The 24,076-nt window shown below is 73.4% G+C and carries 17 protein-coding genes and 2 pseudogenes; 8 read left to right on the forward strand and 11 right to left on the reverse strand.

What is annotated here, in order from left to right; genetic code table 11:
• The first annotated feature begins 43 nt into the window (after positions 1–43).
• On the forward strand, positions 44–1,003 hold the full coding sequence (locus ACFW6P_RS14095) for an ABC transporter substrate-binding protein (RefSeq protein ID WP_386347794.1): 960 nt from the start codon (positions 44–46) through the stop codon (positions 1,001–1,003).
• 273 nt (positions 1,004–1,276) lie between these two features.
• On the opposite strand, the gene ACFW6P_RS14100 is transcribed toward ACFW6P_RS14095, so the two are convergent.
• The 7 genes and pseudogenes from ACFW6P_RS14100 to ACFW6P_RS14130 all read right to left on the reverse strand — a co-directional run bounded on the left by ACFW6P_RS14100 (position 1,277) and on the right by ACFW6P_RS14130 (position 8,124).
• Positions 1,277–1,861 carry an ATP/GTP-binding protein gene (locus ACFW6P_RS14100; RefSeq protein ID WP_386347797.1) on the reverse strand — a complete coding sequence of 195 codons (585 nt, stop codon included), beginning with the start codon at positions 1,859–1,861 and terminating at the stop codon, positions 1,277–1,279.
• A complete protein-coding gene (locus ACFW6P_RS14105) occupies positions 1,848–2,207 on the reverse strand; it encodes a DUF742 domain-containing protein (protein ID WP_386347800.1) in 360 nt (119 codons plus the stop codon). The genes ACFW6P_RS14100 and ACFW6P_RS14105 overlap by 14 nt, the downstream gene beginning before the upstream one ends.
• Position 2,208: 1 nt before the next feature.
• Positions 2,209–2,640, reverse strand: coding sequence for a roadblock/LC7 domain-containing protein (locus ACFW6P_RS14110; RefSeq protein WP_386347802.1), 432 nt, complete (start codon positions 2,638–2,640; stop codon positions 2,209–2,211).
• A 14-nt stretch (positions 2,641–2,654) separates the two neighbouring features.
• Positions 2,655–5,120, reverse strand: a complete 2,466-nt coding sequence (locus tag ACFW6P_RS14115) for a nitrate- and nitrite sensing domain-containing protein (RefSeq protein WP_386347806.1) — start codon at positions 5,118–5,120, stop codon at positions 2,655–2,657.
• A gap of 193 nt (positions 5,121–5,313) precedes the next feature.
• Positions 5,314–6,318: a substrate-binding domain-containing protein gene (locus ACFW6P_RS14120; RefSeq protein ID WP_386347808.1), complete on the reverse strand. Its 1,005-nt coding sequence runs from the start codon at positions 6,316–6,318 to the stop codon at positions 5,314–5,316.
• Between the two features lie 363 nt (positions 6,319–6,681).
• A pseudogene (locus ACFW6P_RS14125) lies at positions 6,682–7,045 on the reverse strand (DUF6114 domain-containing protein).
• Between the two features lie 143 nt (positions 7,046–7,188).
• Complete coding sequence (locus ACFW6P_RS14130; RefSeq protein ID WP_386423766.1) at positions 7,189–8,124, reverse strand: lytic polysaccharide monooxygenase; 936 nt, start codon at positions 8,122–8,124, stop codon at positions 7,189–7,191.
• Positions 8,125–8,488: 364 nt separating this feature from the next.
• Here ACFW6P_RS14130 and ACFW6P_RS14135 point away from each other — a divergent pair, with 364 nt between their 5' ends.
• The 6 genes and pseudogenes from ACFW6P_RS14135 (at position 8,489) to ACFW6P_RS14160 (ending at position 14,530) form a co-directional block, all read left to right on the forward strand.
• Positions 8,489–10,288 carry a S8 family serine peptidase gene (locus tag ACFW6P_RS14135; RefSeq protein ID WP_386423767.1) on the forward strand — a complete coding sequence of 600 codons (1,800 nt, stop codon included), beginning with the start codon at positions 8,489–8,491 and terminating at the stop codon, positions 10,286–10,288.
• Between the two features lie 290 nt (positions 10,289–10,578).
• On the forward strand, positions 10,579–11,226 hold the full coding sequence (locus ACFW6P_RS14140) for a ScbR family autoregulator-binding transcription factor (protein ID WP_386347816.1): 648 nt from the start codon (positions 10,579–10,581) through the stop codon (positions 11,224–11,226).
• 60 nt (positions 11,227–11,286) lie between these two features.
• Positions 11,287–11,776: pseudogene (locus ACFW6P_RS14145) on the forward strand (hypothetical protein); the annotation flags it as partial.
• A 112-nt stretch (positions 11,777–11,888) separates the two neighbouring features.
• Positions 11,889–12,065, forward strand: coding sequence for a hypothetical protein (locus ACFW6P_RS14150; RefSeq protein WP_386347819.1), 177 nt, complete (start codon positions 11,889–11,891; stop codon positions 12,063–12,065).
• A gap of 351 nt (positions 12,066–12,416) precedes the next feature.
• Positions 12,417–13,544 (forward strand): aminopeptidase P family protein, encoded by a 1,128-nt coding sequence (locus tag ACFW6P_RS14155; protein WP_386423768.1) that lies wholly within the window; start codon positions 12,417–12,419, stop codon positions 13,542–13,544.
• A 47-nt stretch (positions 13,545–13,591) separates the two neighbouring features.
• Entirely contained in the window at positions 13,592–14,530 is a 939-nt protein-coding gene (locus tag ACFW6P_RS14160) for an aminoglycoside phosphotransferase family protein (protein ID WP_386348097.1), read from the forward strand.
• An 18-nt stretch (positions 14,531–14,548) separates the two neighbouring features.
• Here ACFW6P_RS14160 and treZ read toward each other — a convergent pair whose 3' ends face one another.
• A complete protein-coding gene (treZ, locus tag ACFW6P_RS14165; RefSeq protein ID WP_386423770.1) occupies positions 14,549–16,294 on the reverse strand; it encodes a malto-oligosyltrehalose trehalohydrolase in 1,746 nt (581 codons plus the stop codon).
• A gap of 173 nt (positions 16,295–16,467) precedes the next feature.
• On the opposite strand from treZ, the gene ACFW6P_RS14170 reads away from it, so the two are divergent.
• Entirely contained in the window at positions 16,468–17,019 is a 552-nt protein-coding gene (locus tag ACFW6P_RS14170) for an FHA domain-containing protein (RefSeq protein WP_386423772.1), read from the forward strand.
• 256 nt (positions 17,020–17,275) lie between these two features.
• Here the strand turns inward: ACFW6P_RS14170 and ACFW6P_RS14175 are convergent, their stop codons facing one another.
• The 3 genes from ACFW6P_RS14175 to glgX form a co-directional block, all read right to left on the reverse strand.
• The gene (locus tag ACFW6P_RS14175) at positions 17,276–18,526 is read right to left on the reverse strand and encodes a M14 family zinc carboxypeptidase (protein WP_386347831.1); all 1,251 of its coding nucleotides are present in this window, start codon (positions 18,524–18,526) and stop codon (positions 17,276–17,278) included.
• A 667-nt stretch (positions 18,527–19,193) separates the two neighbouring features.
• Positions 19,194–21,557 (reverse strand): malto-oligosyltrehalose synthase, encoded by a 2,364-nt coding sequence (treY, locus tag ACFW6P_RS14180; protein WP_386423774.1) that lies wholly within the window; start codon positions 21,555–21,557, stop codon positions 19,194–19,196.
• Positions 21,558–21,760: 203 nt separating this feature from the next.
• A complete protein-coding gene (gene glgX / locus ACFW6P_RS14185) occupies positions 21,761–23,917 on the reverse strand; it encodes a glycogen debranching protein GlgX (RefSeq protein ID WP_386347836.1) in 2,157 nt (718 codons plus the stop codon).
• Positions 23,918–24,076 lie beyond the last annotated feature (159 nt).

A 24,076-nucleotide genomic window follows, 5' to 3' on the forward strand; every position in this document is an offset into this window, starting at 1 on the left:
GGACTTGACTGATCGTGAAGGCCCTGGCTTGGATCGGTGGGTGATGACTACCGCGAAGAGCAACAACAGGTCCAGCACGAGGCATCCCGGTGCGGCGGCGGTCGCGCTCGCCGCCGCGGCGGCGCTCCTCGCGGGCTGTTCGTCCGGCGGGGACACCTCCGACGACCCGCTCCAGGGCGGCGGCGCCGAGAAGGGCACCGTCGTCGTCGGCTCCAACAACTTCGCCGAGAGCATCCTGCTCGCCGACATCTACGGCGAGGCCCTCAAGGCCAAGGGCGTCAAGGTCACCTACAAGCCCAACATCGGCAGCCGCGAGACCACGTACGGCCTGATGAAGAACGGCACGATCACCGTGCTGCCCGAGTACAACGGCTCCCTGCTGGCCTACCTCGACGCCGAGGCCAAGCCGAAGACCGTCGAGGAGACCACCACCGCGATCGACGCCAAGCTCGACGAGAAGCTGGAACTGCTGAAGCCGTCGGCCGCGCAGAACAAGGACTCCGTCACCCTCAACGCGGAGACCGCGAAGAAGTACGAGCTCACCTCCGAGTCCTCCATAGCGGATCTGAAGGACGTGGCCGGGGACCTGGTCTTCGGCGGTTCACCGGAGTTCCAGACCCGCCACCAGGGCCTGAAGGGCCTGAAGTCGGTGTACGGGCTGGAGTTCAGGTCCTTCAAGTCCCTCGACGCGGGCGGGCCGCTGACCCAGGCGGCGCTGAAGAGGAACACGGTGCAGGCCGCGGACGTCTTCACCACCGACCCGACCATCGCCCGCGAGAAGTTCGTCGTCCTGAAGGACCCGGAGAACCTCTTCGGCTTCCAGAACGTGCAGCCCCTGGTCCGCAAGGGCGAACTGCCCGCCGAGGGCGCCGAGGCGCTGGACGCGGTCTCCGCCAAGCTCGACACGGCCGCGCTGCTGGAGATGGACGCGCAGGTGCAGCTGGAGAAGAAGGATCCGATGGACGTCGCCAAGGCCTGGCTGAAGTCGGCCGGCCTGAGCTGATCCGGCCCGCCGGCCGGGCAGGGGCCACCACCACTCCGGCCGCCCCTGCCCGGCCGCCTCGCGCGGCCGGGGCCTCGAAGTCCGCCCCTCGGGCCTGTCGTTCGGATCAGCCCGCAGACGCGGGGTCTGGCACGCGCATCCACCGCGTTGTCGTCAGTCGCCGACGCTCCGCGTCGACTCCCTCCTCCGCCTTGCAGCTGCACGCACCAGACCCCGCTCACCGGCGTTGACCAGCACGGTCCGTTTCCTGCGACCTGATCCACACGACAGGCCCTAGGCCTGGACGGCAGAGGCGATCAGCTGGTCGATCAGGGCGATCAGGACGTCACGGCACGACTCCCGGTCCCGCGCGTCGCACAGCAGCACCTGCACGTGCTCCGGCAGCGCGAGCGCGTCCCGGATGTCCTCGGGCGGGTACGGGTGTTCGCCGTGGAAGCCGTTGACCCCGACGACGAACGGGATGCCCCGGCGTTCGAAGAAGTCGATCGCGGCGAAGCTGGAGTCGGGTCTGCGGACGTCGACCAGGACCACGGCACCGAGCGCGCCGAGAGCCAGGTCGTTCCACATGAACCAGAAGCGCTGCTGTCCCGGCGTCCCGAACAGGTACAGCACCAGCTCCCGGCTGATGGTGATCCGGCCGAAGTCCAGGGCCACGGTCGTGGCCTGCTTCTCCTCGATGCCGTCGAGGTCGTCGACCCCCAGACCGGCCATGGTCAGGGGTTCCTCGGTGCGCAGCGGAACGATCTCGCTCACCGACCCGACCATGGTGGTCTTGCCGACGCCGAAGCCTCCGGCGACGAGGATCTTGACCGTGTCGGGTGCCGAAGACGCGTCCGTGGCAAGGTCAGAGCCGGCCAAGGCCGTCCCTCACTTTCTGCAGCAGGTCCAGGTCCGGGGTGGTACGGGAGACGAGGCGCGGGGGACGGACGGTGATCCGGCCGGCCTCCAGCAGGTCGCAGAGCAGGATGACGACGACGCTGACCGGCAGGTCGAGCCGGGCGGCCAGTTCCGCCACGGCCATCGGTTCGGCGCACAGCCGCAGGATCCGGGTGTGCTCGGGCTGCGGGCGGGCCGCGTCGGCGGGTGGCGGATCGACCGCGGTGACCGTCGAGATGAGCGTGAAGTCGGCACGGCTGGGCCGGGTGCGGCCGCCGGTCAGAGCGAACGGCCGGACGAGCCGGCCCGCCGAGTCGCCTCCCCCCACCTCACACGCCTGGATCGACGGCGGGCCCGGTCGCGCCCCGCGGTGCCGCGCTGAGGTGCTCGCCGATCTTCTTCACCAGCATGTTCATCTGGTACGCCACCACCCCGACGTCCGCGCCCGGGCCGGTCAGCACGACCAGGTGGGCGCCGGGGCCGGCGGAGGTCAGGATCAGGTAGCTGTTGGCCATCTCGATGAGCGCCTGGCGCACCGGACCGCCCCGGAAGTCCATGCTGACGCCCTTGCTGAGGCTCATCAGCCCGGACGCGGTCGCCGCCAGCCGTTCGGCGTCGTCCCGCAGGAAGCCGGTGGACTTGCTGACCACCAGGCCGTCCTCGGACAGCACCACGGCCTGGTTCACGTCGGCGACCCGCTCCACGAGTCCGGTGAGCAGCTGGTCGAGCTGGGTGTGCGTGGCGGGGATGGGGCGTGTCATTGCGGTGTCCTTCGTCAGCGGTCGGCGGGCGGAGTCGAGGGGACGGGATCGGCGGCCGTCTGCCGGGGCGTTGCGGCCGCCTCCTGGTCCTGCGGTGGCTCGGCGTCGTCGTCAAGGGCCCGGAGCGTGCCGCGCTGGAAGCCGGCCAGGGAGGCGGCGGCGGCCTCCGCGGTGAAGTCGTGGAGGCCGTGGTCGTCCGCGGGCGGGGGCTCCACGCGCAGTTCCTCCACCAGGCTGGTCTGCGGCACGCGGCGGGGGAGCGGGGCCAGACCGTCCCGGCGGGGGACGACCTCGCGGGCGGGGGCGGTACGGGCCGCGACGGAAGGGCGGGGCTCCCGGGCGGCACCGGCGGGCCGCTCGGCGGCCTGCGTCGTGCCGGAGCGCCCGGCGTCCGTCGCCTCCGGCCCGTCCGCCGCCGTCTGCTCTGCCGTGGATGCCGTGCCGTCGGGCACGTCACCGTCCGGTGAACCGTCCGCCGCGATCGAGCCGTTCGCACCGGCCCCGGCCTTGGAGTCGCGGTTCTCCCGCGCCTCGGGCGTTCCGCTGTCCGGGCTCTCGCGCACCACGATCTCGTGCGGGATCAGCACGATCGCCGTGGTCCCGCCGTACGGCGACGAGCGCAGCGTGACGGCGATGCCGTGCCGGTGGGCGAGCCGGCCGACGACGAACATGCCGAGGCGCAGGTCGTCGGCGAGCGCCACCACGTCGAACTGAGGTGGCACCGCCAGCTGTTCGTTGAAGGACGCGTAGTCCTCCTCCGACAGGCCGAGCCCGCGGTCCTCGACCTCGACGGCCAGGCCCTTGGCCACCATCTGGGCCCGGACGGTGACGGGGCTCGGCGCGGGGGAGTAGGCGGTCGCGTTGTCGATGAGCTCGGCCAGCAGGTGGATGACGTCGGCCACCGCGGGCGGGGCGACGTACACCTCCTCCTCGGTCTGCACGTCCACGCGCTGGTACTCGGCGACCTCCCCGATCGCGCCGCGCAGGATGTCGATCAGCGCGACCGGCCGGCTCCAGCTCCGGCCCGGCCGCTCGCCGCTGACGATGACGAGGTTCTCCTCGTAGCGGCGCAACTGGCTCGCGGTGGAGTCCAGTTCGTACAGGCCCTTGAGGACGTCGGGATCGGTGTGCTGGCGCTCCAGGGTGTCCAGCTTGCTGAGCTGCAGGTTGACCAGGTTCTGGCTCTGCCGGGCGATGCCCAGGATGATCTTCTGGAAACCGCGCCGCGTGTCGGCGAGTTCGACCGCGGTGTGCACGGCGGTGCGCTGGGCGGTGTTGAACGCCTCGGCCACCTGGCCCAGTTCGTCGTGGCCGTAGTCAAGCGGCTGCGTCGCCGACTCGGGGTCGACCGTCTCGCCCCGCTCCAGCCGGGCCACCACGTCGGGCAGCCGCTCCTGAGCGAGGCTCACGGCGGCCCGGCGCAGGCCGCGCAGCCGCCGGGACAGCGAACGGGTGATCCGCCAGGACATGCCCACGCACAGCAGCAGCGCGAGCAGCCCGCCCGCGCTCAGCAGCGCCGCCTTGAGCAGCAGGGCGTCCGCCTTGTCGGCGCTGCGCTCCAGCAGGGCCGACGCCTGCTGCTCGATGAGGCCCATGTACCGCTCGGACAGCTCGTCCATCGCGGCGTCCCAGCGCTGCTGCGCCTTCGGCAGGGCGATCCGGTCGGCGTCGTCGCTCGCGTTGCGGGACGCGAGCACCTGGTCCTCGACCGACTGCAGCGTCCGCCACTCCGGGCTTGCCAGGATCCGCTCGGTCTGCGCCTTGGCCTCGCCCGTCAGCTGGGGCATGACCTGGTCCTTCACCAGCCAGCGCCGGGTGTTCACAAGCTCCGTGAACTGCGTCCAGGCCGCGTCGTCCAGATGTCCGGACGGCCAGGCCAGGGTCAGCTGCGCGTCCTCCTGGGAGACCAGCTCGGCCGCGTGCTCCAGCCCGACCAGCGGGCCGGCCTGCGAGGTGAGGTCGCCGTCGTCCACCTGGGACAGCGCCTGGAAGGCGTGGATCTGGTCGTCGATGATCGAGGAGTACTGGTCCAGCGCCTGCTGCGCGGTGATGTCGGTGAGGCGGTCGACCTGGTCGCGGTAGTACTCCAGGCTGCCCACCGAGCCCAGCACCGAGTACATCCGTTCGGAGATCCGGGAGGGCGACTTGCCGATCGCGTCCGCCTGCCGGAGCAGCTTCGCGACGACCTTGTCCGTCTCCTCGCGCTGTGCGTCGAGGGCGGCCCGGGAACCGCCCGGCGAGGCCAGCCAGGCCGCCGACAGGCTGCGCTCGCGCTGCAGGGCCAGCGTCGCGTCGGTGCCCATGACGCCGGTCGACCGGCTCAGCTCGGTCTGGTCGCGCAGACGCAGCCCCTCGGAGAACATCTGGATCGTCGTCACGCCCCACATGGCCGCCAGGGTGACGCTGGGCACCAGGGCCAGCAGCACCAGGGAGAGGCGTATGGATCCGAGACGGCGCCGGGCACCTGTCCGTCGAGACATCGTCGTCCTAGGGCGATCAGCGGGGGGCGGGTAACGGGGAGGCGGAGCGGTCGGGGAGGGCGGGGGACGGGCGCGGCGGGAGGGATGATGTGCCGGGAACGGCACCGGGGTTGCGCAGGATGTTATCCGTACGCGCGGACGTATGGGCCGGGCCCGGCCTCATCAGGGGCGACACCGTCACGGGAAGCGACCGTCACCGGGTCCCGGCGGCGGCGAGCCCTGCCACGGCGGAGACGTTCGACTTGGTCACGAACGCGGGCCCGGTGAGCACCGGGGCCGTTCCGCCGCCGCTGACGTTGCCGTTGGTGCGGTACAGCCACAGGGCGTCCACCGCGAGGTAGCCCTGCAGGTAGGGCTGCTGGTCCACGGCGAACCGCACGTCCCCGCGCCGGATGGCCTCGACCATGTCCTCGTTGAGGTCGAAGGTGGCGACCTCGGCCTTGCTGCCGGACTGCCGCACGGCCTTGACGGCGCTGAGCGCGACCTGGGCGCTGTTGGCGACGACTTCGTCGACGCTGGAGTCCTGCCGCAGGCGTGAGGCGATCGCGGCCGTCAGCGCTTCCTGGTCGGTGCCGTCCACGTACAGGTTCCCGGTGTCGCCGCCGAAGGCCTTCTTCACACCGGCGCAGCGGGCCTCCAGCGCCACGTTCCCCCGCTCGTGCACCACGCACAGGGCGTGCTTCGCCTCGAGACCGTCCAGCTTGTCGCCGACGGCCCGGCCCGCGACGGAATCGTCCTGCCCGAAGTACCCCAGCAGCCCGGCCGGCCGCCAGGCGTCGATGCCGGAGTTGAGCCCGACGACGGGGATGCCGGCCGCCTTGGCCTGGGCGACCGGGCCCCGCATCGCCGCCGGCTTGGCGAGCGTCACCGCGATGCCGTCCACCTTGTCGCGGACCGCGTCCCGCACCAGGTCCGCCTGTGCGGCCGGGTCGGCGTCGCTGACGAAGGTCAGGTCCACGCCGTCCTTGGCGGCCGCCGCCTCCGCGCCCTTGCGCACCAGGTCCCAGAACGCGTCCCCCTGGTTGCCGTGGGCGACCAGGGCGACCCTCATCCCGCGGCCGGACCCGCCGGCCGCGTCCGCTTCGTCGCCGGCCGCGCCGAGTGCGGAGCAGCCGGTCACCAGCAGACACACGGCGGCGGCCAGGGCCGGGCCCCGGGTGAGTCTCGTGGGGGTGTGCGACGGGGTGGGAGTGTTCATGAGGGGTGGACCTCGCTGTGCGGCCGAGCAAGAGCAGGGTGAGAGTGCGGGCGGGGCCGCAGGACGTGCGCCGACCCGATGACTCTCGCTGGCCCGGAGCCAACCTTGTGTGACCACTGGTCGTCAAGTGAGCGGCCACCTGCCGTAAGGAGATGCTGCCGCATCGTGATGATCTGTCCGACCGGTCGAACGGCCGTGTGTCGCCGCCGAGTCGGCGGTCGGCACCCCGTGCGCTCGCGAGGCGCTGACCTCACCCTTCCGTACCGTCCGCGCGGTTGGGTAGCCACGGGCGGAGCTGCCGGCGCCGGCCTCATCGCAGCGCCGCCCGGCCGGCCCGGCGGCGCCGTACCCCCGAGGGCCGCGTCAGGACTGCTGTGCGGGGTTCGGGCCCGCGCCGCCGCCCCGGGCCCCCTCGCGGCGCTGCCTGCGGCTGACGCGGGGCTCCCGGTCCGGGAGCCAGCCGAAGGTGAGGCAGCTGCCGACGACACCCCAGGAGCATGCCGGCGAAGAAACCGCCCAGGTCCGAGGTCGGCCAGGTGCCCGGGACCAGCACTCCGACGACCGAGTGGAACAGGCGCTGCGCGGGGTTGGAGAGGATCGGCACGCCGCACAGCGGCATCACGACCGGGAGCAGGTCGCCGGCCAGGCCCTGCATGCCGACGTGCAGGACGACGTCCAGCGAGGCCCGCAGGGTGAGCAGCACCTCCGCCCCGCCCGGGGCGAGCAGTGCCCCGCCCCGGAACGGACGGCGGGCCCGCCAGGAGCGGAAGGCTGGCCGGAACGCGCGACGCCTTCGTCACCGCCACGTACTCACCGGTGACGAAGGGCGGCGTCGCGGTCCACGTCAACTGGACCGGCCCGGGCGGTGCTTCAGCGCCGCCGCAGCCGAAGGACCAGGGCGGCGCCGCCGGTGAGCAGCAGCACCGCGGCGGCGCCGCCCGCCAGCAGCGGCGTGGACGGCCCGGAAGCGGGCGCCGAGGTGGAGGCGAGGGGCGTCTGATGGCCCTGCGGACGCGCGCCCGGGGAGCCCTGGGCGGCGGCGGACGGAGTGGAGGTCCTCCGCGCGGGCCTCTCCTGCCCGGCGGGCTCCGCGGGCTCGGCGGGCTCCGCGGGCTCGGCGAGCCTCTCCTTCCCGGCGGGCCCAGAGGTCTCCGCGGGTTTCCCCGGGTCCGGGAACTCCACGTCCGAGCACGAGTAATAGGTGTCCGGCGTACTGCTGTTCCGCCACACCGTGTACAACACGTGCCGCCCGGTCCGGTCGGACGGCAGCGTCATCCTCAGCCCGTACGCCCCGTCCGTCAGCGCCGGGTCCGTCACCTCGGCGAAGGGCTTCTCCGGGAGGTCGGACCAGGACAGCGGCGCGGACGGGTCGTAACCGGGCTTCGTCAGGTACATCCGGAACGTGCCGGTGTGCGGGATCGTCGAGACGTACCGCATGGTCAGCGTGGCGCCGGGCGTCAGCCGGGTCGAGGGCCAGTCGGCGCGGGCGAGGTCCAGGCCCCGGTAGGCGGGCAGGCCTCCGCTGCACAACTCGCCGTCCGGGACGACCTGACGGTCCCGGCCGTTCACGTTCGCCACCCGCAGGTTGTCCCACGCCGTGAAGGGGGCGCCGTTCGCCGTGACGGCCGCCCGGCACGCCGCCGAGCCCGCGCGGTCACCGCCCTCGGGGGAACAGGCCACCACCCGGCTCACCGGGTCCGTCGGAGCCCCGTGGGCCGCGGCCGGCGCCGCCGCCCACGGAGTCAGTAGCAGCGGGGTCAGGAAAGTGGCCGCAAGTGCGGTGCGGCGTGCGGTCGTTCGAGGCATCGGTCTGCGTCTCCTCGGCCCGGGCGGGAGCGTTCGGTCATGCAGTACGGGAAACCGGCCCGGTGCGTTCACCTCGTCACGACCCCTTCGAAAAGGGGCCATTCACGTGGTGGGACGGTGCCATAGAGGGTGAACCCCGAGCGGGATCGAGGGTTTCCCCCGTATCCCGGCGACCTTGTGCTTGCCTATCGTTCGAGCACCGCTGCCCCACCGGTAACCCCGAACGGGTCCGCACCTGTTGTCCCGCGCCCGGCCGGCCGTCGCGTCGCTCTTCGCTTTTCGAACCGCCCCCCTCCGCTTCGACGACGAAGCGACCCCCACCGCCGCTCCGTCGCGTTCGGAGCCGGCACGAAAGGCAACGACCGTGCGTATCTCCCCAGATTTCAGACGGAAGCTGATATCCGTCGCCGCCGTCTCCGCGGCCCTGCTGACCGCCGCTCCCGCGTCGGTCGCCGTCGCACAGGAGTCCGATCCGCGCCCCGCCGTCCCGGCCGCCCAGACCGAGGCCGCCCCCGGCACCCCCGCCGAGCGGCTCATCGTCGGCTACAAGTCCGGTGCCAGCGAGGCCAAGTCGAACAAGGCCGCCGCCGCCGACGCCGCGTCCAAGGCCGCCAGGACCGGCGAGGACGTCGACTTCCAGCGCCGCCTCGGCACCGGTGCCGCCCTCGTCGAACTGGGCTCGGACTCCACCCGGGCGTCCGTCTCCGACGTCGTCGCCGCCTACCAGGCCGACCCGCAGGTCGCCTACGTCGTCCCGGACCGCCTCAACAAGCCGACGGCCGTCACGCCCAACGACACCGAGTACGCCAAGCAGTGGGACCTGTTCGAGTCCACCGCGGGCATGAACGTCCCGGGAGCCTGGGACACCACGACCGGCACCGGCGTCACCGTCGCGGTCATCGACACCGGTTACGTCGCCCACTCCGACCTGGCCGCGAACATCGTCGGCGGCTACGACTTCATCTCCGACACCGCCGTCTCCGTCGACGGCGACGGCCGCGACAGCAACCCGGCCGACCCGGGCGACTGGTACAGCACCGACGAGTGCGACGCGGGCATCCCTGCCTCCGGCTCCTCCTGGCACGGCACCCACGTGGCCGGCACCATCGCCGCCGCCACCAACAACGGCAAGGGCGTCGCCGGCATCGCCCACGGCGCGAAGGTCTCCCCGATCCGCGTGCTCGGCAAGTGCGGCGGCTACGACTCCGACATCATCGACGCCATCACCTGGGCCTCCGGCGGCACCGTCTCCGGCGTCCCCGCCAACGGCAACGTCGCCAAGGTCATCAACATGAGCCTCGGTGGCGGCGGCGTCTGCTCCTCCGCCACCCAGAGCGCCATCAACGGCGCCGTGAACCGCGGCACCACGGTCGTCGTCGCGGCGGGCAACGAGAACCAGAACGCCTCCAACTCGTCCCCGGCGAACTGCGGCAACGTCATCACCGTGGCCGCGACCAACCGCGCGGGCAGCCGGGCCTGGTACTCCAACTACGGCTCGGTCGTGGACATCTCCGCCCCCGGCGGCGAGACCCGCACCTCCACCGCGAACGGCATCCTCTCCACGCTGAACTCCGGCACGAAGACGCCGTCCACCGAGAACTACGCCTTCTACCAGGGCACCAGCATGGCCACCCCGCACGTCGCGGGCCTCGCCGCGCTGATGAAGTCGGCCAACTCCACCCTCACCCCGGCGCAGATCGAGTCGGCCATCAAGGCCAACGCCCGTGCCCTGCCGGGCACCTGCTCCGGCGGCTGCGGCGTGGGCCTCGCGGACGCCGCCAAGACGGTCCAGGCGGTCAAGGGCGGCACGTCCACGGGCTCCACGTACGCCAGCACCACCGCCGTCTCCATCCCGGACAACGGCTCGGCCGTCGAGTCGCCGATCACCGTCAGCGGCCGCAGCGGCTCCGCCCCCTCGGCCCTCCAGGTGGGCGTGGACATCACCCACACCTACCGCGGCGACCTGGTCATCGACCTGGTGGCGCCGGACGGTTCGGTCTACCGCCTGAAGTCCGCCTCCTCCTCGGACTCCGCGGACAACGTCATCACCACGTACACGGTGAACGCCTCCAGCGAGACGGCCAACGGCACCTGGAAGCTGCGCGTCCAGGACACCGCGTCGCTGGACACGGGCCGGATCAACAGCTGGAAGCTGACCTTCTGATCCTCCCGGACTCTCCGACGGAGAACTGAACAGGGCGGGCCACGAGCGGGCGGGCCGGCCGGTGCGGATGGGGCACCGGCCGGTCCGCCTTTTCACGTGTACCCCCACAGCCTCCCCGTCGGATACCGAACGCGCCGTTTTCTTCCACCGGTTGCGCTCGTCCCGTCAGACGTGCACCCGCACTCCGGTGCCCCGGTGGGGTGAACGTCGTCTGACGGTGAGTTATCGTGTACGGGCGGTAAAAACAAACGGCATGACCCGTTCCTTTCCGTACCGGGAGAGTGCAGCCGATGGCGAGGCAGTTGCGAGCCGAGCAGACCCGCTCGACGATCATCACGGCCGCCGCTGACCTGTTCGACCGTCGCGGCTACGAATCGACCAGTCTCAGCGACATCGTGGAGCACGCCCACGTCACCAAGGGCGCCCTCTACTTCCACTTCGCGGCGAAGGAGGACCTCGCCCAGGCGATCCTCGAACGGCAGTCGGACACGGCCCGCCGGCTGGCGGTGGAGACGGGCAACCGAGGCCACACCTCCCTCGAGGCGCTGATGCGCCTCACGTTCGGCATCACCCGCATGTCCGTCCAGGACCCGGTCCTGCGCGCCGGCCTGAGGCTCGCCACCGGCGGGATCCGGCCCCGCCCGCCGCTGAGCCACCCCTTCACGGAGTGGCTGGACATCGTCACGGCCCGGCTCGTCGCCGCCGTCAAGGAGTCCGACGTCCACCCCGACATCGACATCGATGTCGTGGCCCACTCCCTGGTCTGCTTCTTCGTCGGCACCCGGGTCGTGGGCCGCTCCCGCGAGCCCGTCGCCCGCCAGCCCCGCCGGACCGCCGAGATGTGGAACATACTCATCCGCGGCCTGGTCCCGGTGACCCGCCGTGCCCGCTACCTGAGCCTCGCGGCCCGTCTGGAACGGGAGATCGCACCGGTGTGACGAAGGCGCGGGAGGGCGCCGCACCCGGCGCCCCCCGGCGCCCGCGTTACGGTGAGGCCCATGCCCGACACCCCCTCCGCACCCGTCCTCCTCGGCGACCGGCCGGGCTCGTTCCCGCACAGCGTGCTCGCCGAGCGGCACCCGGCGATCATCCGGCAGGTCCGCGAGGCCTTCCCGTACGCACCGGAACAGCAGCGCGCCCTCGACGACCTGCTGGCCAACTGCACCGAGGGCGGGATCGAACCCCTCCCCGCCGACGCGCACGACCGGGACCGCTGGGACGCCTGGGGGCTGCGCGCCTACTCCGGCCGGTCCTGGTTCGAGGTGCCGTGGCTGCGGTCCGAGAGCTGGTTCTACCGCAGGCTCCTCGAAGCCGTCGGCTTCTTCGCCCCCGGCCCCTGGCAGGGCATCGACCCGTTCCGCCCCTTCAAGCCGGCCGAACTCGACTCTTGAGGAGACAGGCGAGGAACTGGCCGCACTCGACGACCTCGCCGGGCGCCCCGCCGGGGACCGGGCCCGGGCCCTGCTGCACGGCGACTGGCGCCGCCGCTTCGCCGTGGCCACCGAGCACCTGCTGAACGAGTCGTGTGGGAGCTGTCCGACGTCAACGAGGGGCGGATCGCCAACCCCCGTCGAGTCCATCGAGATGCGCCGCAAGGTCGGTGGCGCCCCCCGGCCGGCCGGCCTCGTGGATCTTCGGCACGACCCGCATCGACACGGCCACCGATCTGGTGCGCGCCGTCGCCCGCGCCCGCCCCGGCTCAGAGGTCCGCCTGACGGTGCGGCACCGCAGCGGCGGCTACGAGCAGGTGACGGTCGTCCCGGCCGTCGCGGCGTGAGCGGCGCCGTCACCGGCCCTTGGGGCGTGAGGCGGACGAAGCGGGCGAGGTGCCCCGTTGACGCGGAGGCCGGGGAGACCTCGTCACGGGACCACCCGGAAGTGGCTCGTCAGGCGGCCCGCGTCGTCCCGGCCGTGGAAGGCGGGCCGGGCCTCGAAGCGGGCCCGGGCCCGGAAGGCGGGCCCGGGCGGCGCGTCCCGGTCCGTGGCCCGACCCTCATGAGAACGAATGTCCGAGCAGTCGCCATCCGTCAGCGGACCGATGCGAGGAAAGCCCGCAGACGGCTCGCGCCGCCCCCTCCGGCCGGGCAGGATGCTGCCCGTAGCCCTTCGCCCGTCCTGGGAGGCCCGGATGACCGGAAGCACGGCCGCGTCCTTCACCGCCGACGACTACCGGGCCCGTATGGAGCGCGCCGCTCTCGCGGCCGCCGAGGCCGGCCTCGCCGGGCTGCTGGTGGCCCCGGGGCCGGACCTGGTGTGGCTCACCGGCTACACGCCCCCCGCGGTCACCGAGCGGCTCACCCTGCTGGTCCTGACCGCCGGCCAGGACCCCGTCCTCGTCGTCCCCGCACTGGAGGCCCCGGACGCGCGGCGGTCCGCCGGCGCGCCGGCCCTGACCCTGCGGGACTGGACCGACGGAAAGGACCCCTACGCCGCCACCGCCGCCCTCCTCGGCCCCCGGGGCCGCTTCGCCATCAGCGACAACGCCTGGGCCCTGCATCTGCTCGCCCTGAACCGGGCCCTGCCCGGCAGCTCCTACGCCTCCCTCACCGAGGCCCTGCCGATGCTGCGCGCCGTCAAGGACGCGGCCGAGCTGAACCTCATGGCCGCCGCCGGCGCCGCCGCCGACGCCACGTTCGAGGAGATCCGCGAGCTGCCCTTCGCCGGCCGCCGGGAGTCCGAGGTCGCCGCCGACCTCGACCGGTGCCTGCGCCGGCACGGCCACGAGCAGGTCGACTTCACGATCGTCGCCTCCGGCCCGAACGGCGCGGACCCCCACCACGAGGCGGGCGGCCGCCTCATCGAACGCGGCGACATGGTCGTCCTCGACTTCGGCGGGCTGAAGGACGGCTACGGGTCCGACACCTCCCGCACGGTCCACGTCGGCGAGCCCACCGACGAGGAGCGCCGGGTGCACGAGGTCGTACGCGCCGCCCAGGAGGCCGGCTTCCGCGCCGTACGGCCGGGCGCCGCCTGCCAGGACGTCGACCGCGCGGCCCGCGAGGTCGTCGCCGAGGCCGGCTACGGCGAGTACTTCATCCACCGCACGGGACACGGCATCGGCGTCACCACCCACGAACCGCCCTACATGGTCGAGGGCGAGGAGCAGCCCCTCGTGCCCGGCATGTGCTTCTCCGTGGAACCCGGCATCTACCTGCCCGGCCGCTTCGGTGTGCGCATCGAGGACATCGTGACCGTCACCGAGGACGGCGGGCGGCGCCTGAACACCACGCCCCGCGACCTGGTCATAGTGGGGTGACGCCTCCGATGCCCCCACCACGCCTCCCGAACGGCAACGGCGCGACCATGACCCAGGCACCCACCCCCACCGCGGACACCGTCCGCCGACTGGTCCGTTCCCTCCTGAAGGACGGCCGGGAGCCCGGGCGGGGCGCCGGCCCCGACGTCCGCCCCGCCGGCGAGGGCACCGCCACCTGGTGGGTCGGCACCCGCCACGTCCTGCGCCTCGCACCCGACCGCGAGGCCACCGTCCGCCAGCGCCGCGAACTGCGGCTGCGCGACCTGGTCCGCCCGCACGTGCCGGTGGCGGTGCCCGCCAGCGTCGCCGCCGGCGAGTGGGCGGCCGGGCTGGGCTTCACCCTGGACACCAAGGTGCCCGGCGGCTCGGGCGAACGCCACGACGTGTCCGCCGTCGGCGAGGCCGACCTGGCCGCACTGCTCACGGGCCTGCGCGAGGTGCCCGTCCGGCAGGCCGAGACCCTCGGCGTGCCGCGCGTGGCGCCGCGCTCCCTGGAGGCGCTGCGCCGGGCCGCCGTACGGGTCACCGAACTCCTCGCGGAAGCGGACGAGTTCGATGCCGCCCGTATGAACCAGCTCCCCCCGCCCGCCGCGCCGCAGCTCGCCGCCCAGCCGGGGTCGGCGGTCCTCACCCATCACGCCCTCACGCCCGCCCGCCTCGTCGTGAGCGCCGACGGGCGGGTGCGCGGCGTCCTCGGCTGGGGCGGCGCGGCGGTCGGCGACCCGGCCGAGGACATCGCGGGCCTGGCGCTCGCCGTCGGCTCACCCGCCGCCGTCCGCGCCGCCACCCTCGCCGGCTACGGTGCCCGCCCCTGCCTGCGCGGCCTGTGGCTGGCCCGCTGCGACACCGTCGCCCATCTCGCCGACGCCCTCACCAGCGGGGACGCCGAACGGCTCACCCGGCTGCGGACCCTGCTGCGGCACGCCTGGGAGCCGATCCTGCTGGAGCGTGTGACGGACCTGGGCACCGTGGACGAGACCCCGTAGCCGGCGACCCCCGGCACCTCACTCCTGCAACAGCACCACTCCCGACTCCCCGGGCAGCCGGACCACCCCGTCCGCCCCGGGCGTCTCGACCGGCTCCCACTCGGCCAGCACACGCGCGTGCGGCACGCCCAGCGGCAACTCGGCCGCGTCCCCGCCCAGGTTCACCGCCACCAGGACGTCGCCCCGCCGGAAGGCCAGCCAGCGCCGCTCCTCGTCGTAGGCGACCTTCGTGTCGGCGAGGTCGGGGTCGGTCAGGTCGGGCTGCTCGTGGCGCAGGGCGAGCAGCGTGCGGTACCAGGCCAGCACGCGCGCGTGGGGCTCGCGTTCCGGTTCGGACCAGTCGAGGCAGGAGCGGTCCCGGGTCGCCGGGTCCTGCGGGTCGGGAACGTCCTCCTCCCGCCAGCCGTGCGCCGCGAACTCCCGCCGCCTGCCCCGCCGTACGGCGTCGGCCAGCTCCGGGTCGGTGTGGTCGGTGAAGAACTGCCAGGGCGTGCCGGCCGCCCACTCCTCGCCCATGAACAGCATCGGCGTGAACGGCGCCGTCAGGACCAGGGTGGCCGCGCAGGCCAGCAGCCCGGGGGAGAGCAGGGCCGAAAGCCGGTCCCCCTGGGCGCGGTTGCCGACCTGGTCGTGCGTCTGGCTGTAGCCGAGCAGCCGGTGCCCGGCGACGCGCGTACGGTCCAGGGGGCGCCCGTGGTGGCGCTCGCGGAAGCTCGAGTACGTGCCGTCGTGGAACCAGCCGCCCGTCAGCGTCTTGGCGAGGCCGCCGAGGGACGCACGCGCGAAGTCGGCGTAGTAGCCCTGCGACTCGCCCGTCAGCGTGCTGTGCAGGGCGTGGTGGAAGTCGTCGTTCCACTGCGCGTGCAGACCGAGGCCGCCCTCGGTGCGGGCGATGATGAGCCGCGGGTCGTTCAGGTCCGACTCGGCGACCAGGAACAGCGGCCGCTCCACCTCGGCGGCCAGGGCGTCCACGGCCGTCGACAGCTCCTCCAGGAAGTGCAGCGCACGCGTGTCCACCAGGGCGTGCACCGCGTCCAGGCGCAGTCCGTCGAGCCGGTAGTCCCGCAGCCACGCCAGCGCGCTGCCGATCAGGAACGCCCGCACCTCGTCCGAGCCGGGCGCGTCCAGGTTGACCGCGGCGCCCCAGGGCGTGTGGTGGGTGTCCGTGAGGTACGGCCCGAAGACGGGCAGGTAGTTGCCGGACGGGCCGAAGTGGTTGTGCACCACGTCGAGCACCACGCCCAGGCCGAGGGCGTGCGCCCGGTCGACGAAGCGTTTCAGCGCCTCGGGCCCGCCGTACGGCTCGTGCACCGCCCACAGCGAGACGCCCTCGTAGCCCCAGCCGTGCGTGCCCGGGAACGGGCACAACGGCATCAGCTCCACATGCGTCACACCCAGTTCGGCGAGGTGCCCCAGACGCTCGGCCGCCGCGTCCAGGGTGCCCTCCGGGGTGTACGTGCCCACGTGCAGCTCGTACAGCACCGCCCCCGACAGCGGACGCCCCCGCCACGCCGAGCGCCACGCGTAGCGCTCGTGGTCGACGACCGCGCTCAGCCCGTCCGGGCCGTCCGGCTGCCGCCGCGAGCGCGGGTCGGGCAGCACCCGGCCGCCGTCCAGCGCGAAGCCGTACCGGGACCCCTCGTGCGCTTCCGCCTCACCCCACCACCATCCAGGCCGCTCCGGATCGCGCTCCAACCCGTGCGTGACGCCGTCGCACTGGAGCGTCACACGGCCGGCCTGCGGTGCCCACACCTCGAACTGCACGGACGGTTCCCCTTCGTCTGTTCACCGTGATGTAGCCCGTCCATGGTGCGTCAAACGAGATCAATCCGCCGGTGCATCCACCCTTTTGCGGCCGGTGTCGCCGGGCACGCGCGCGTGGCGGCCGTTCTCCCGTTTTCTGGACAGCCCGGCCGCGCTGTCCGACAATCACCGGTGTGACGTCGTCCTTCGAGTTCAACACGTACCCCGCGCGGCTCTCCGACGCGGAGCGCGACAGGGCGCTGAAGGTCCTCCGTGACGGCGTCGCCGCGGGCCGCCTGTCCCACGACACGTTCGTCCACCGCATGGAACTGGCGCTCGCCGCGCGCCGCCCGGACGAGCTCGCCGTGCTGACCGCCGACCTGCCCACCGAGAACCGGCTCTCCCGCGTGGTGTTCGGCACCGTCGAGGCGGTCTCCGGCTTCACCGTGCGGCTGCGCAGGGCCTGGCAGGCCGAGCGGCTGCCCAAGCTGCTCCTGCCCCACCCGTCGCACGGCCACCCGCTGCGCATAGGCCGCGACCCCGCCAGCGGACTGCGCCTCCACCACGAGACGGTCTCCCGCGTGCACGCCGAACTGCGCCACCAGGGCGGCATGTGGGTCCTGCGCGACCTCGGCTCCACCAACGGCACCACGGTCAACGGACGGCGGGTCGTCGGCGCGGCCCTCGTGCGCGAGGGTGACCAGGTGGGGTTCGGGCGGATGCTCTTCCGGCTGTCGGCCGGCTGACCGGAAACCGACCCGCGCCTCGGCCCCGGCCTGCGGCTTACCGGACGACCCCCACCGCGAGATGGCTCAAATGCCTTTGCCGTTCATGGTGTTGACGCAGCCGCGAAGTCGTGACTGACTGTGCGCACGTCATGTACTCCTGGTGAACCGACGGCACCGCACTTCGGGGAGGTGTGCCCTGCCGCCCCTGCAGCGCTACCCGACCGCCGACGAACTGGGCGCCCGGGCCGCCGACCGGGAGGCGCGGGCGCGGGCGCTACTGCGTCTTCGCGCGCGCGTGCAGCGCCGCCGCCACCACCGTGCGCGACTGGTGCTCGACCTGGTCCTCCAGCGGCACCCAGCGCGCGCGGAAACGCTCGGCGAAGGCGTCGCTCCAGGTCGCGACGAGTTCCTGCAGCTGCTTCGCCGCGGGTTCGTCGGTCCCGCGCAGCACCCGCAGCAGCATCGCCGCCGCCCGCAGCGGCACCCGTCGCGCGAACGCGTCCACACTGCCGACGTACGCCATGGTGCGGTCGGCGGGCGGCGTGTGCACCAGGTCGGCGGCCAGCCCCGGCACCAGCTCCAGACCCCACCGGGCCGCCCGCAGCAACGGCCCGTCCCGGTCCGCGAGCCGGGTCGGCACGCGGTCGAGCACGCGCGTCACCTCCAGCGCGTCACGCTGCAGCCGGCGCGCCAGCCGCCCGATCGCCGCCGCCGGAGCCGGATGCGGAGCCGGGTCGTCCACCAGGTCGCTCGCCCACATCGGGACCTCGACCACCGCGGTCAGACCGCCGTACCGGTGGGCGTGGAACCAGGTGCTGTGCCGCGCGTCGTCCGGCAGGCTCGGGTACGCCGGACCGATCCCCGGCGCCGGCATGACGTGCACCCCCGGCCCGGACGCGGGCCAGCCCGCGGCGTCCGAGGCGCCCGTCTCGACCGGGATGTGCAGCTCGGCCGCCGACTTGGCGAACGGCTCGGCGAGCCCGGGCACGTCCCTGGTGAGCTGCACCCAGCTGCCGCCCAGGTCCGTGCCGTGCAGGGTCACCTGGAGGTAGGGCCGCAGCTCGTCGATGACGCCGGTCAGGGCGCGGGTCTCGGGCGGCAGCCGGTCCGGCGGCAGCACGGAGGGGGCCCACTCGGGCTGCTCCGGGCCCGCGGGCCGGAAGAAGCCGAGGTGGTAGTCGTACAGGCTGCGGGGCGCCGGTGTGACGTGCAGGCTCGCCCCGTCCGGGTCCGCGCACAGCAGGAAGTGCCAGGAGATGCCGTCGCGCAGCTCGCGCTGCTCCAGCACCCGCCGGGCCACGGAGAGCAGGGTGCAGGACCCGGTCGGCTCGTTGGCGTGGGCGCCCGCGACCACCAGTACGGCACGGCGGGCCCGGCCCACGGACAGCAGTCGCAGTGGCCTGCCCGCCCGCGAGGCACCCACCTGCCGCAGGGTGCACACCCCGGGGCGCTGGGCGGCCAGTGCCCGGGCAGCGGCGGCCTGTTCGGTCACCGTCGGGTAGCGCAGCGCCGGCAGGACACTCACCCCCGTCACATCCGCCCGAGTTCGCCCTCGCAGTACCCCACGGCCGTGGGGCGGTGTCAAGGGCACCGCGGGGGAGGCTCCCGGGGGCGCCCGGCCCGGAGGCGGCACGACGGGTGCGACCTGCGTTCCGCGCCGGGGCGGCCGGAACACCCCCGCCCGTCCCGCCCGTGCCGGGGTGGCGTGGGGGTGGGCTGGGCGCAGTCGGAGGTGAGGGCGTGCGCCGGCGTCCCGCCCGTCCCGCCCGTCCCGCCCGTCCCGCCCGTCCCGCCCGTCCCGCCCGTCCCGCCCGTGCCGGGGTGGCGTGGGGGTGGGCTGGGCGCAGTCGGAGGTGAGGGCGTGTGCCGACGACGTCCCGCCCGTGCCGGGGTGGCGTGGGGGTGGGCTGGGCGCGGGCGGAGGTGAGGTCGTGTGCCGGCGTCCTGCCCGTCCCGCCCGTTCCGCCCGTGCCGGGGTGGCGTGGGGGTGGGCTGGGCGCGGGCGGAGGTGAGGGCGTGTGCCGGCGTCCTGCCCGTCCCGCCCGTTCCCGGGCGGGATGGGCCGGGTGGCGTGGGGGGACGTGAGGGCGCGTGCCGGCGTCCCAGGGGTGCCGGGCTCCGCCGTCCCCGGACCCGGCCTACCCGGCCGCGCACCCACCCAGGGTCCCGGGACGGCCCTCCGGCCGCCAGGCTCAGTCGCCCACCCGTTCCAGCAGAGCCACCGGCAGCGCCGCGAACAGCTCCGCCGCGTGCGCGTGCCCCGTGAACTCCCGGCCCGGCTCCAGCACGTCCGCCCAGCGCCCCGGCGGCAGGGCCAGGCGTGTGTCCCGCCAGCCCCCCGCCTCGGCGAGCCGCAGCGACAGGCGGGTCACGGCCGTCACCACCTCCGAGGAGCGGGCGAACGCCAGGCAGTGCCCGGCCGCCGGTCCCTGGGCCGGCAGCGGCTGGTACGTCGCGGTGTCGCCGAAGGCCCCCGGCCGGCGCGCCCGCAGCCCGAGCGCCGCCCGGGTCACCGTCGCCTTCGCCGCCGACAGGCCGCCCGACTCCTCCGGCGGGAAGCCCACCGCCCGCCGGTTGTCCGGGTCGACCAGGGCCCGCGCCTCGGCCTCCGTGCCCTGGTACACGTCCGGGACGCCCGGCATCGTCAGCTGCACCAGGGCCGTGCCCAGCACGTTGGCCCGGACGTACGGCTCAAGCGACTCGCGGAACGCGGCGATCCGCTCACCCGGCGCCCCGCACGGCCCGGCCGACACGAACCGCGCCACCGCCTCCTCGTACGCCGGCTCCTGCTCCGTCCAGCTCGTGTACATGCCCGCCTCGCGGACGTGCTTCAGCAGCGCTCCCCGCACCCGCTCCGCGTCCGCCGGGCCCAGCCCGAACACCGTCTGCCAGGCCGCCCACGCCAGCTGCCCGTCCGGCACGTCCTCGCGGGTGCCCGTCACCTCGGCGAGCACGTCCGCCCAGCGGTCCGGGCACTCGGTGAGCACGTGCAGGGCCGCCCGGACGTCGGCGCTGCGCTTGGTGTCGTGCGTCGAGGCGACGGTGCCGGTGCCCGGCCAGTCGCGCTGCACGCGCGCGCAGTACGCGTGGAACTCCTCCGGCGACCGCGCGGGGCCGCCCGGGTTCCCGCCCACCTCGGTCGCCGACAGCAGCGGCACGTAGCGGTAGAACGCGGTGTCCTCCACCGACTTCGCCCGCAGCGCCGAGGACGTCTGCGCGAACCGCGTGCGGAACTCCAGCTGCGCGGGCCCGTCGCCGTACCGCCCCAGCACCAGGTCCCGTACGACGTCCACCGCGCCGGCCTCCTCGGGCACGGCGAAGGCGAGCCGGGCCTCGGTCGCCGCCGCCTCGGTGACCACGGTCGCGGCGTCGGTGGACTCGTAGGGCCGGTAGACCTCCATGCGGACCAGGAGCTCCTCCAGCGCCGTGCGCAGCGCCCAGGGCGCCCGGTCGCGCAGGGCCGGTTCCGGCGAGGTCGCGCACAGCCGCGCCGCCACCCGCGTCAGCCGGTCGGTCTCGGCGGCCAGCTCGTGCGTGAGGACCTTGTACGCGGCGCGCCGGACCGTGGCCTCCCACTGCCCGCCCCGGTCCGTCTGCGGGGCCGCGAACCGCCGGTAGCGGTCCACGAGGTCCCCGAACCCGGCCGGGTCCGTGAAGACCCCGTCCACGTGCCGCAGGGCGTCGTAGCCGGTGGTGCCCGCGACGGGCCAGGAGGCCGGCAGGTGCTCGCCGTCGGCCAGGATCTTCTCCACGACCGTCCAGCGGCCGCCGCTCGCCTCGTGGAGCCGCCGCAGATAGCCGTCGGGGTCGGCGAGGCCGTCGGGGTGGTCGACGCGCAGCCCGTCGATCACGCCCTCGTGCAGCAGCTGGAGGATCTTGTCGTGGGTGGCCTCGAACACCTCGGGGTCCTCCACCCGCACCCCGATCAGCTCGGAGATGCTGAAGAAGCGCCGGTAGTTCAGCTCGGTGCGGGCCAGCCGCCACCACACCGGGCGGTACCACTGCGCGTCCAGCAGATGCGGCAGAGGCAGGTCCTCGGTGCCCTCGCGCAGCGGGAACGCGTGGTCGTAGTACCGCAGGACGTCCCCGTCGACCCGCAGCTCGTCCAGGACGTCGCCCAGCGGACCGCCGAGCACCGGCAGCAGCACCTGGCCGTCCTGGGCCTCCCAGTCGATGTCGAACCAGCGCGCGTACGGCGACTTCGGGCCCTCGCGCAGCGCCTCCCACAGGGCGCGGTTGTGCCGTGGGGACATGGCCATGTGGTTGGGGACGATGTCCACCACCAGACCGAGCCCGTGCTCGCGCGCGGCCCGCGCCAGCGCCCGCAGCCCCTCCTCGCCGCCCAGCTCCTCGCGCACCCGCGCGTGGTCGACCACGTCGTAGCCGTGCGTCGAGCCCGGCACCGCCTCCAGCACGGGGGACAGGTGCAGGTGCGAGACGCCGAGCGAGGCGAGGTACGGCACGGCGGCCGCGGCTGCTCCGAACGGGAAGTCGGGCTGCAGCTGCAGCCGGTACGTGACCGTGGGCACCACCGGGTCAGGTCGCTCAGATGTCATGCAGACGTACGTACCCGCCCCGCCGCCGTTCGTGCCCCGCACGGCCCCCCGGGTACGCCGCACATCGCCCGGACGGGTGCGTTCCGGACGCCGCGGCGCGGGATTCCGGGGGCCGCGCCGCCCGCGGCTCCCGGGGCGGTGCGTACCCCGGGGGGCCGGACTCCGGCCCCCCGGGCCCGCTGCCCCGACGAACCCCCTGGCCGCTACACCGGCCGCTGCAGCACCGTCAGGCTCCGGTCCGTGAGGGTCAGCCGGCTGCCGGCCTCCACCTTCGGGCCGGTGCCCGGTGGCACGCCGTCCTCGCGGGTCGTGTCGACGACGACCTGCCACTGCCGCCCGTGATCGACCGGGACCACGAACTCCAGCGGCTCGGGCGAGGCGTTGAACATCAGCAGGAACGAGTCGTCCGTGATGCGCTCCCCGCGCACGTCCGGCTCGGAGATGGCGTTGCCGTTGAGGAACACCGTCAGCGCCGACGCCTGCGCCGAGTCCCAGTCGCGCTGGGTCATCTCCCGGCCCTCCGGGGTGAACCAGGCGATGTCGGACAGATCGTCGTGCGTGCCCTCCACGGGCCGCCCGTGGAAGAAGCGTCGGCGGCGGAAGACAGGGTGGTCCCGGCGCAGCCACACCATCGCGCGCGTGAAGGCCAGCAGCTCCCGGCCGAGACCTCCCTTGCCCGCCTCGCCGTCGTCCCCGTCCTCGGCGCCGGCCTCGTCCGGCCACTCCACCCAGGCCAGCTCGTTGTCCTGGCAGTAGGCGTTGTTGTTGCCGCCCTGGGTGCGGGCGAACTCGTCGCCGTGGCTGAGCATGGGCACGCCCTGGGACAGCATCAGCGTCGCGATGAAGTTGCGCATCTGCCGGGCCCGGAGCCTGAGCACGCCCGGGTCGTCCGTGTCGCCCTCGGCGCCGCAGTTCCAGGACCGGTTGTGGCTCTCGCCGTCCCGGTTGTCCTCGCCGTTGGCCTCGTTGTGCTTGTCGTTGTAGGACACGAGGTCGTGCATCGTGAAGCCGTCGTGGCAGGTCACGAAGTTGATCGAGGCCAGCGGGCGCCGCCCGTCGCTCTGGTACAGGTCCGACGAGCCGGTGAGCCGTGACGCGAACTCCGCGAGGGTGCGCTGCTCGCCCCGCCACAGGTCCCGCACGGTGTCCCGGTACTTGCCGTTCCACTCCGTCCACAGCGGCGGGAAGTTGCCCACCTGGTAGCCGCCCTCGCCCACGTCCCACGGCTCGGCGATCAGCTTCACCTGGGACACGACCGGATCCTGCTGCACCAGGTCGAAGAACGACGACAGCCGGTCCACCTCGTGGAACTGCCGGGCCAGGGTCGCGGCCAGGTCGAAGCGGAACCCGTCGACGTGCATGTCCGTGACCCAGTACCGCAGCGAGTCCATGATCAGCTGGAGCACGTGCGGGGACCGCATGAGCAGGGAGTTCCCAGTCCCTGTCGTGTCCATGTAGTAGCGGGGGTCGTCCGTCAGCCGGTAGTAACGCTGGTTGTCCAGGCCCTTGAACGACAGGGTCGGGCCCAGGTGGTTGCCCTCGGCGGTGTGGTTGTAGACCACGTCGAGGATCACCTCGATCCCGGCCTCGTGCAGCGCCTTCACGGCCGACTTGAACTCCAGCACCTGCTGGCCCCGGTCGCCCCAGGACGCGTAGGCGTTGTGCGGGGCGAAGAAGCCGATGGTGTTGTAGCCCCAGTAGTTGTTCAGGCCCATGTCGACCAGGCGGTGGTCGTTCACGAACTGGTGCACCGGCATCAGCTCCAGGGCCGTCACCCCCAGCTCCGTGAGGTGCTCGATGATCGCCGGGTGCGCCAGGGCCGCGTAGGTGCCGCGCAGCTCCTCCGGCAGCCCCGGGTGGCGCATGGTGAGGCCCTTGACGTGGGCCTCGTAGAGCACCGTGTGGTGGTACTCGGTGCGCGGGCGCCGGTCGTCGCCCCAGTCGAAGTAGGGGTTGACCACGACGGACGTCATGGTGTGCGGCGCCGAGTCGAGATCGTTGCGCCGGTCGGGATCGTCGAAGTGGTAGCCGTAGACCTCCTCACCCCAGTGGATCGAGCCGCTGATCGCACGCGCGTACGGGTCGAGCAGCAGCTTCGCGGAGTTGCAGCGCACTCCGTGCTCCGGGGCGTACGGGCCGTGCACCCGGAACCCGTACCGCTGTCCCGGCATGATGCCCGGCACGTACGCGTGCCGCACGAACGCGTCGCTCTCCCGGAGCTCGATCGCGGTCTCCGAGCCGTCGTCGTGCAGCAGACACAGCTCTACTCGGTCCGCGGCTTCCGTGAAGACCGCGAAGTTGGTACCGGCGCCGTCGTACGTGGCACCGAGTGGATACGCCTCTCCAGGCCAGACCTGCATGGATACGACTCTTTCAGGTGTGCGGCGCCGGTGGGGACGCCTAGGTCCCGAGTCTCCCCGAAAGTGAGGGAACCTCCTATGACTTATCTCCCTCTCATCGAGTGACCAGTGCATACGCGGTATGCCGAATTTCTTGGGGCGAACACGTACTCCCGGGAC

The organism is Streptomyces sp. NPDC058741, from assembly GCF_042746715.1.
GTDB lineage: Bacteria > Actinomycetota > Actinomycetes > Streptomycetales > Streptomycetaceae > Streptomyces.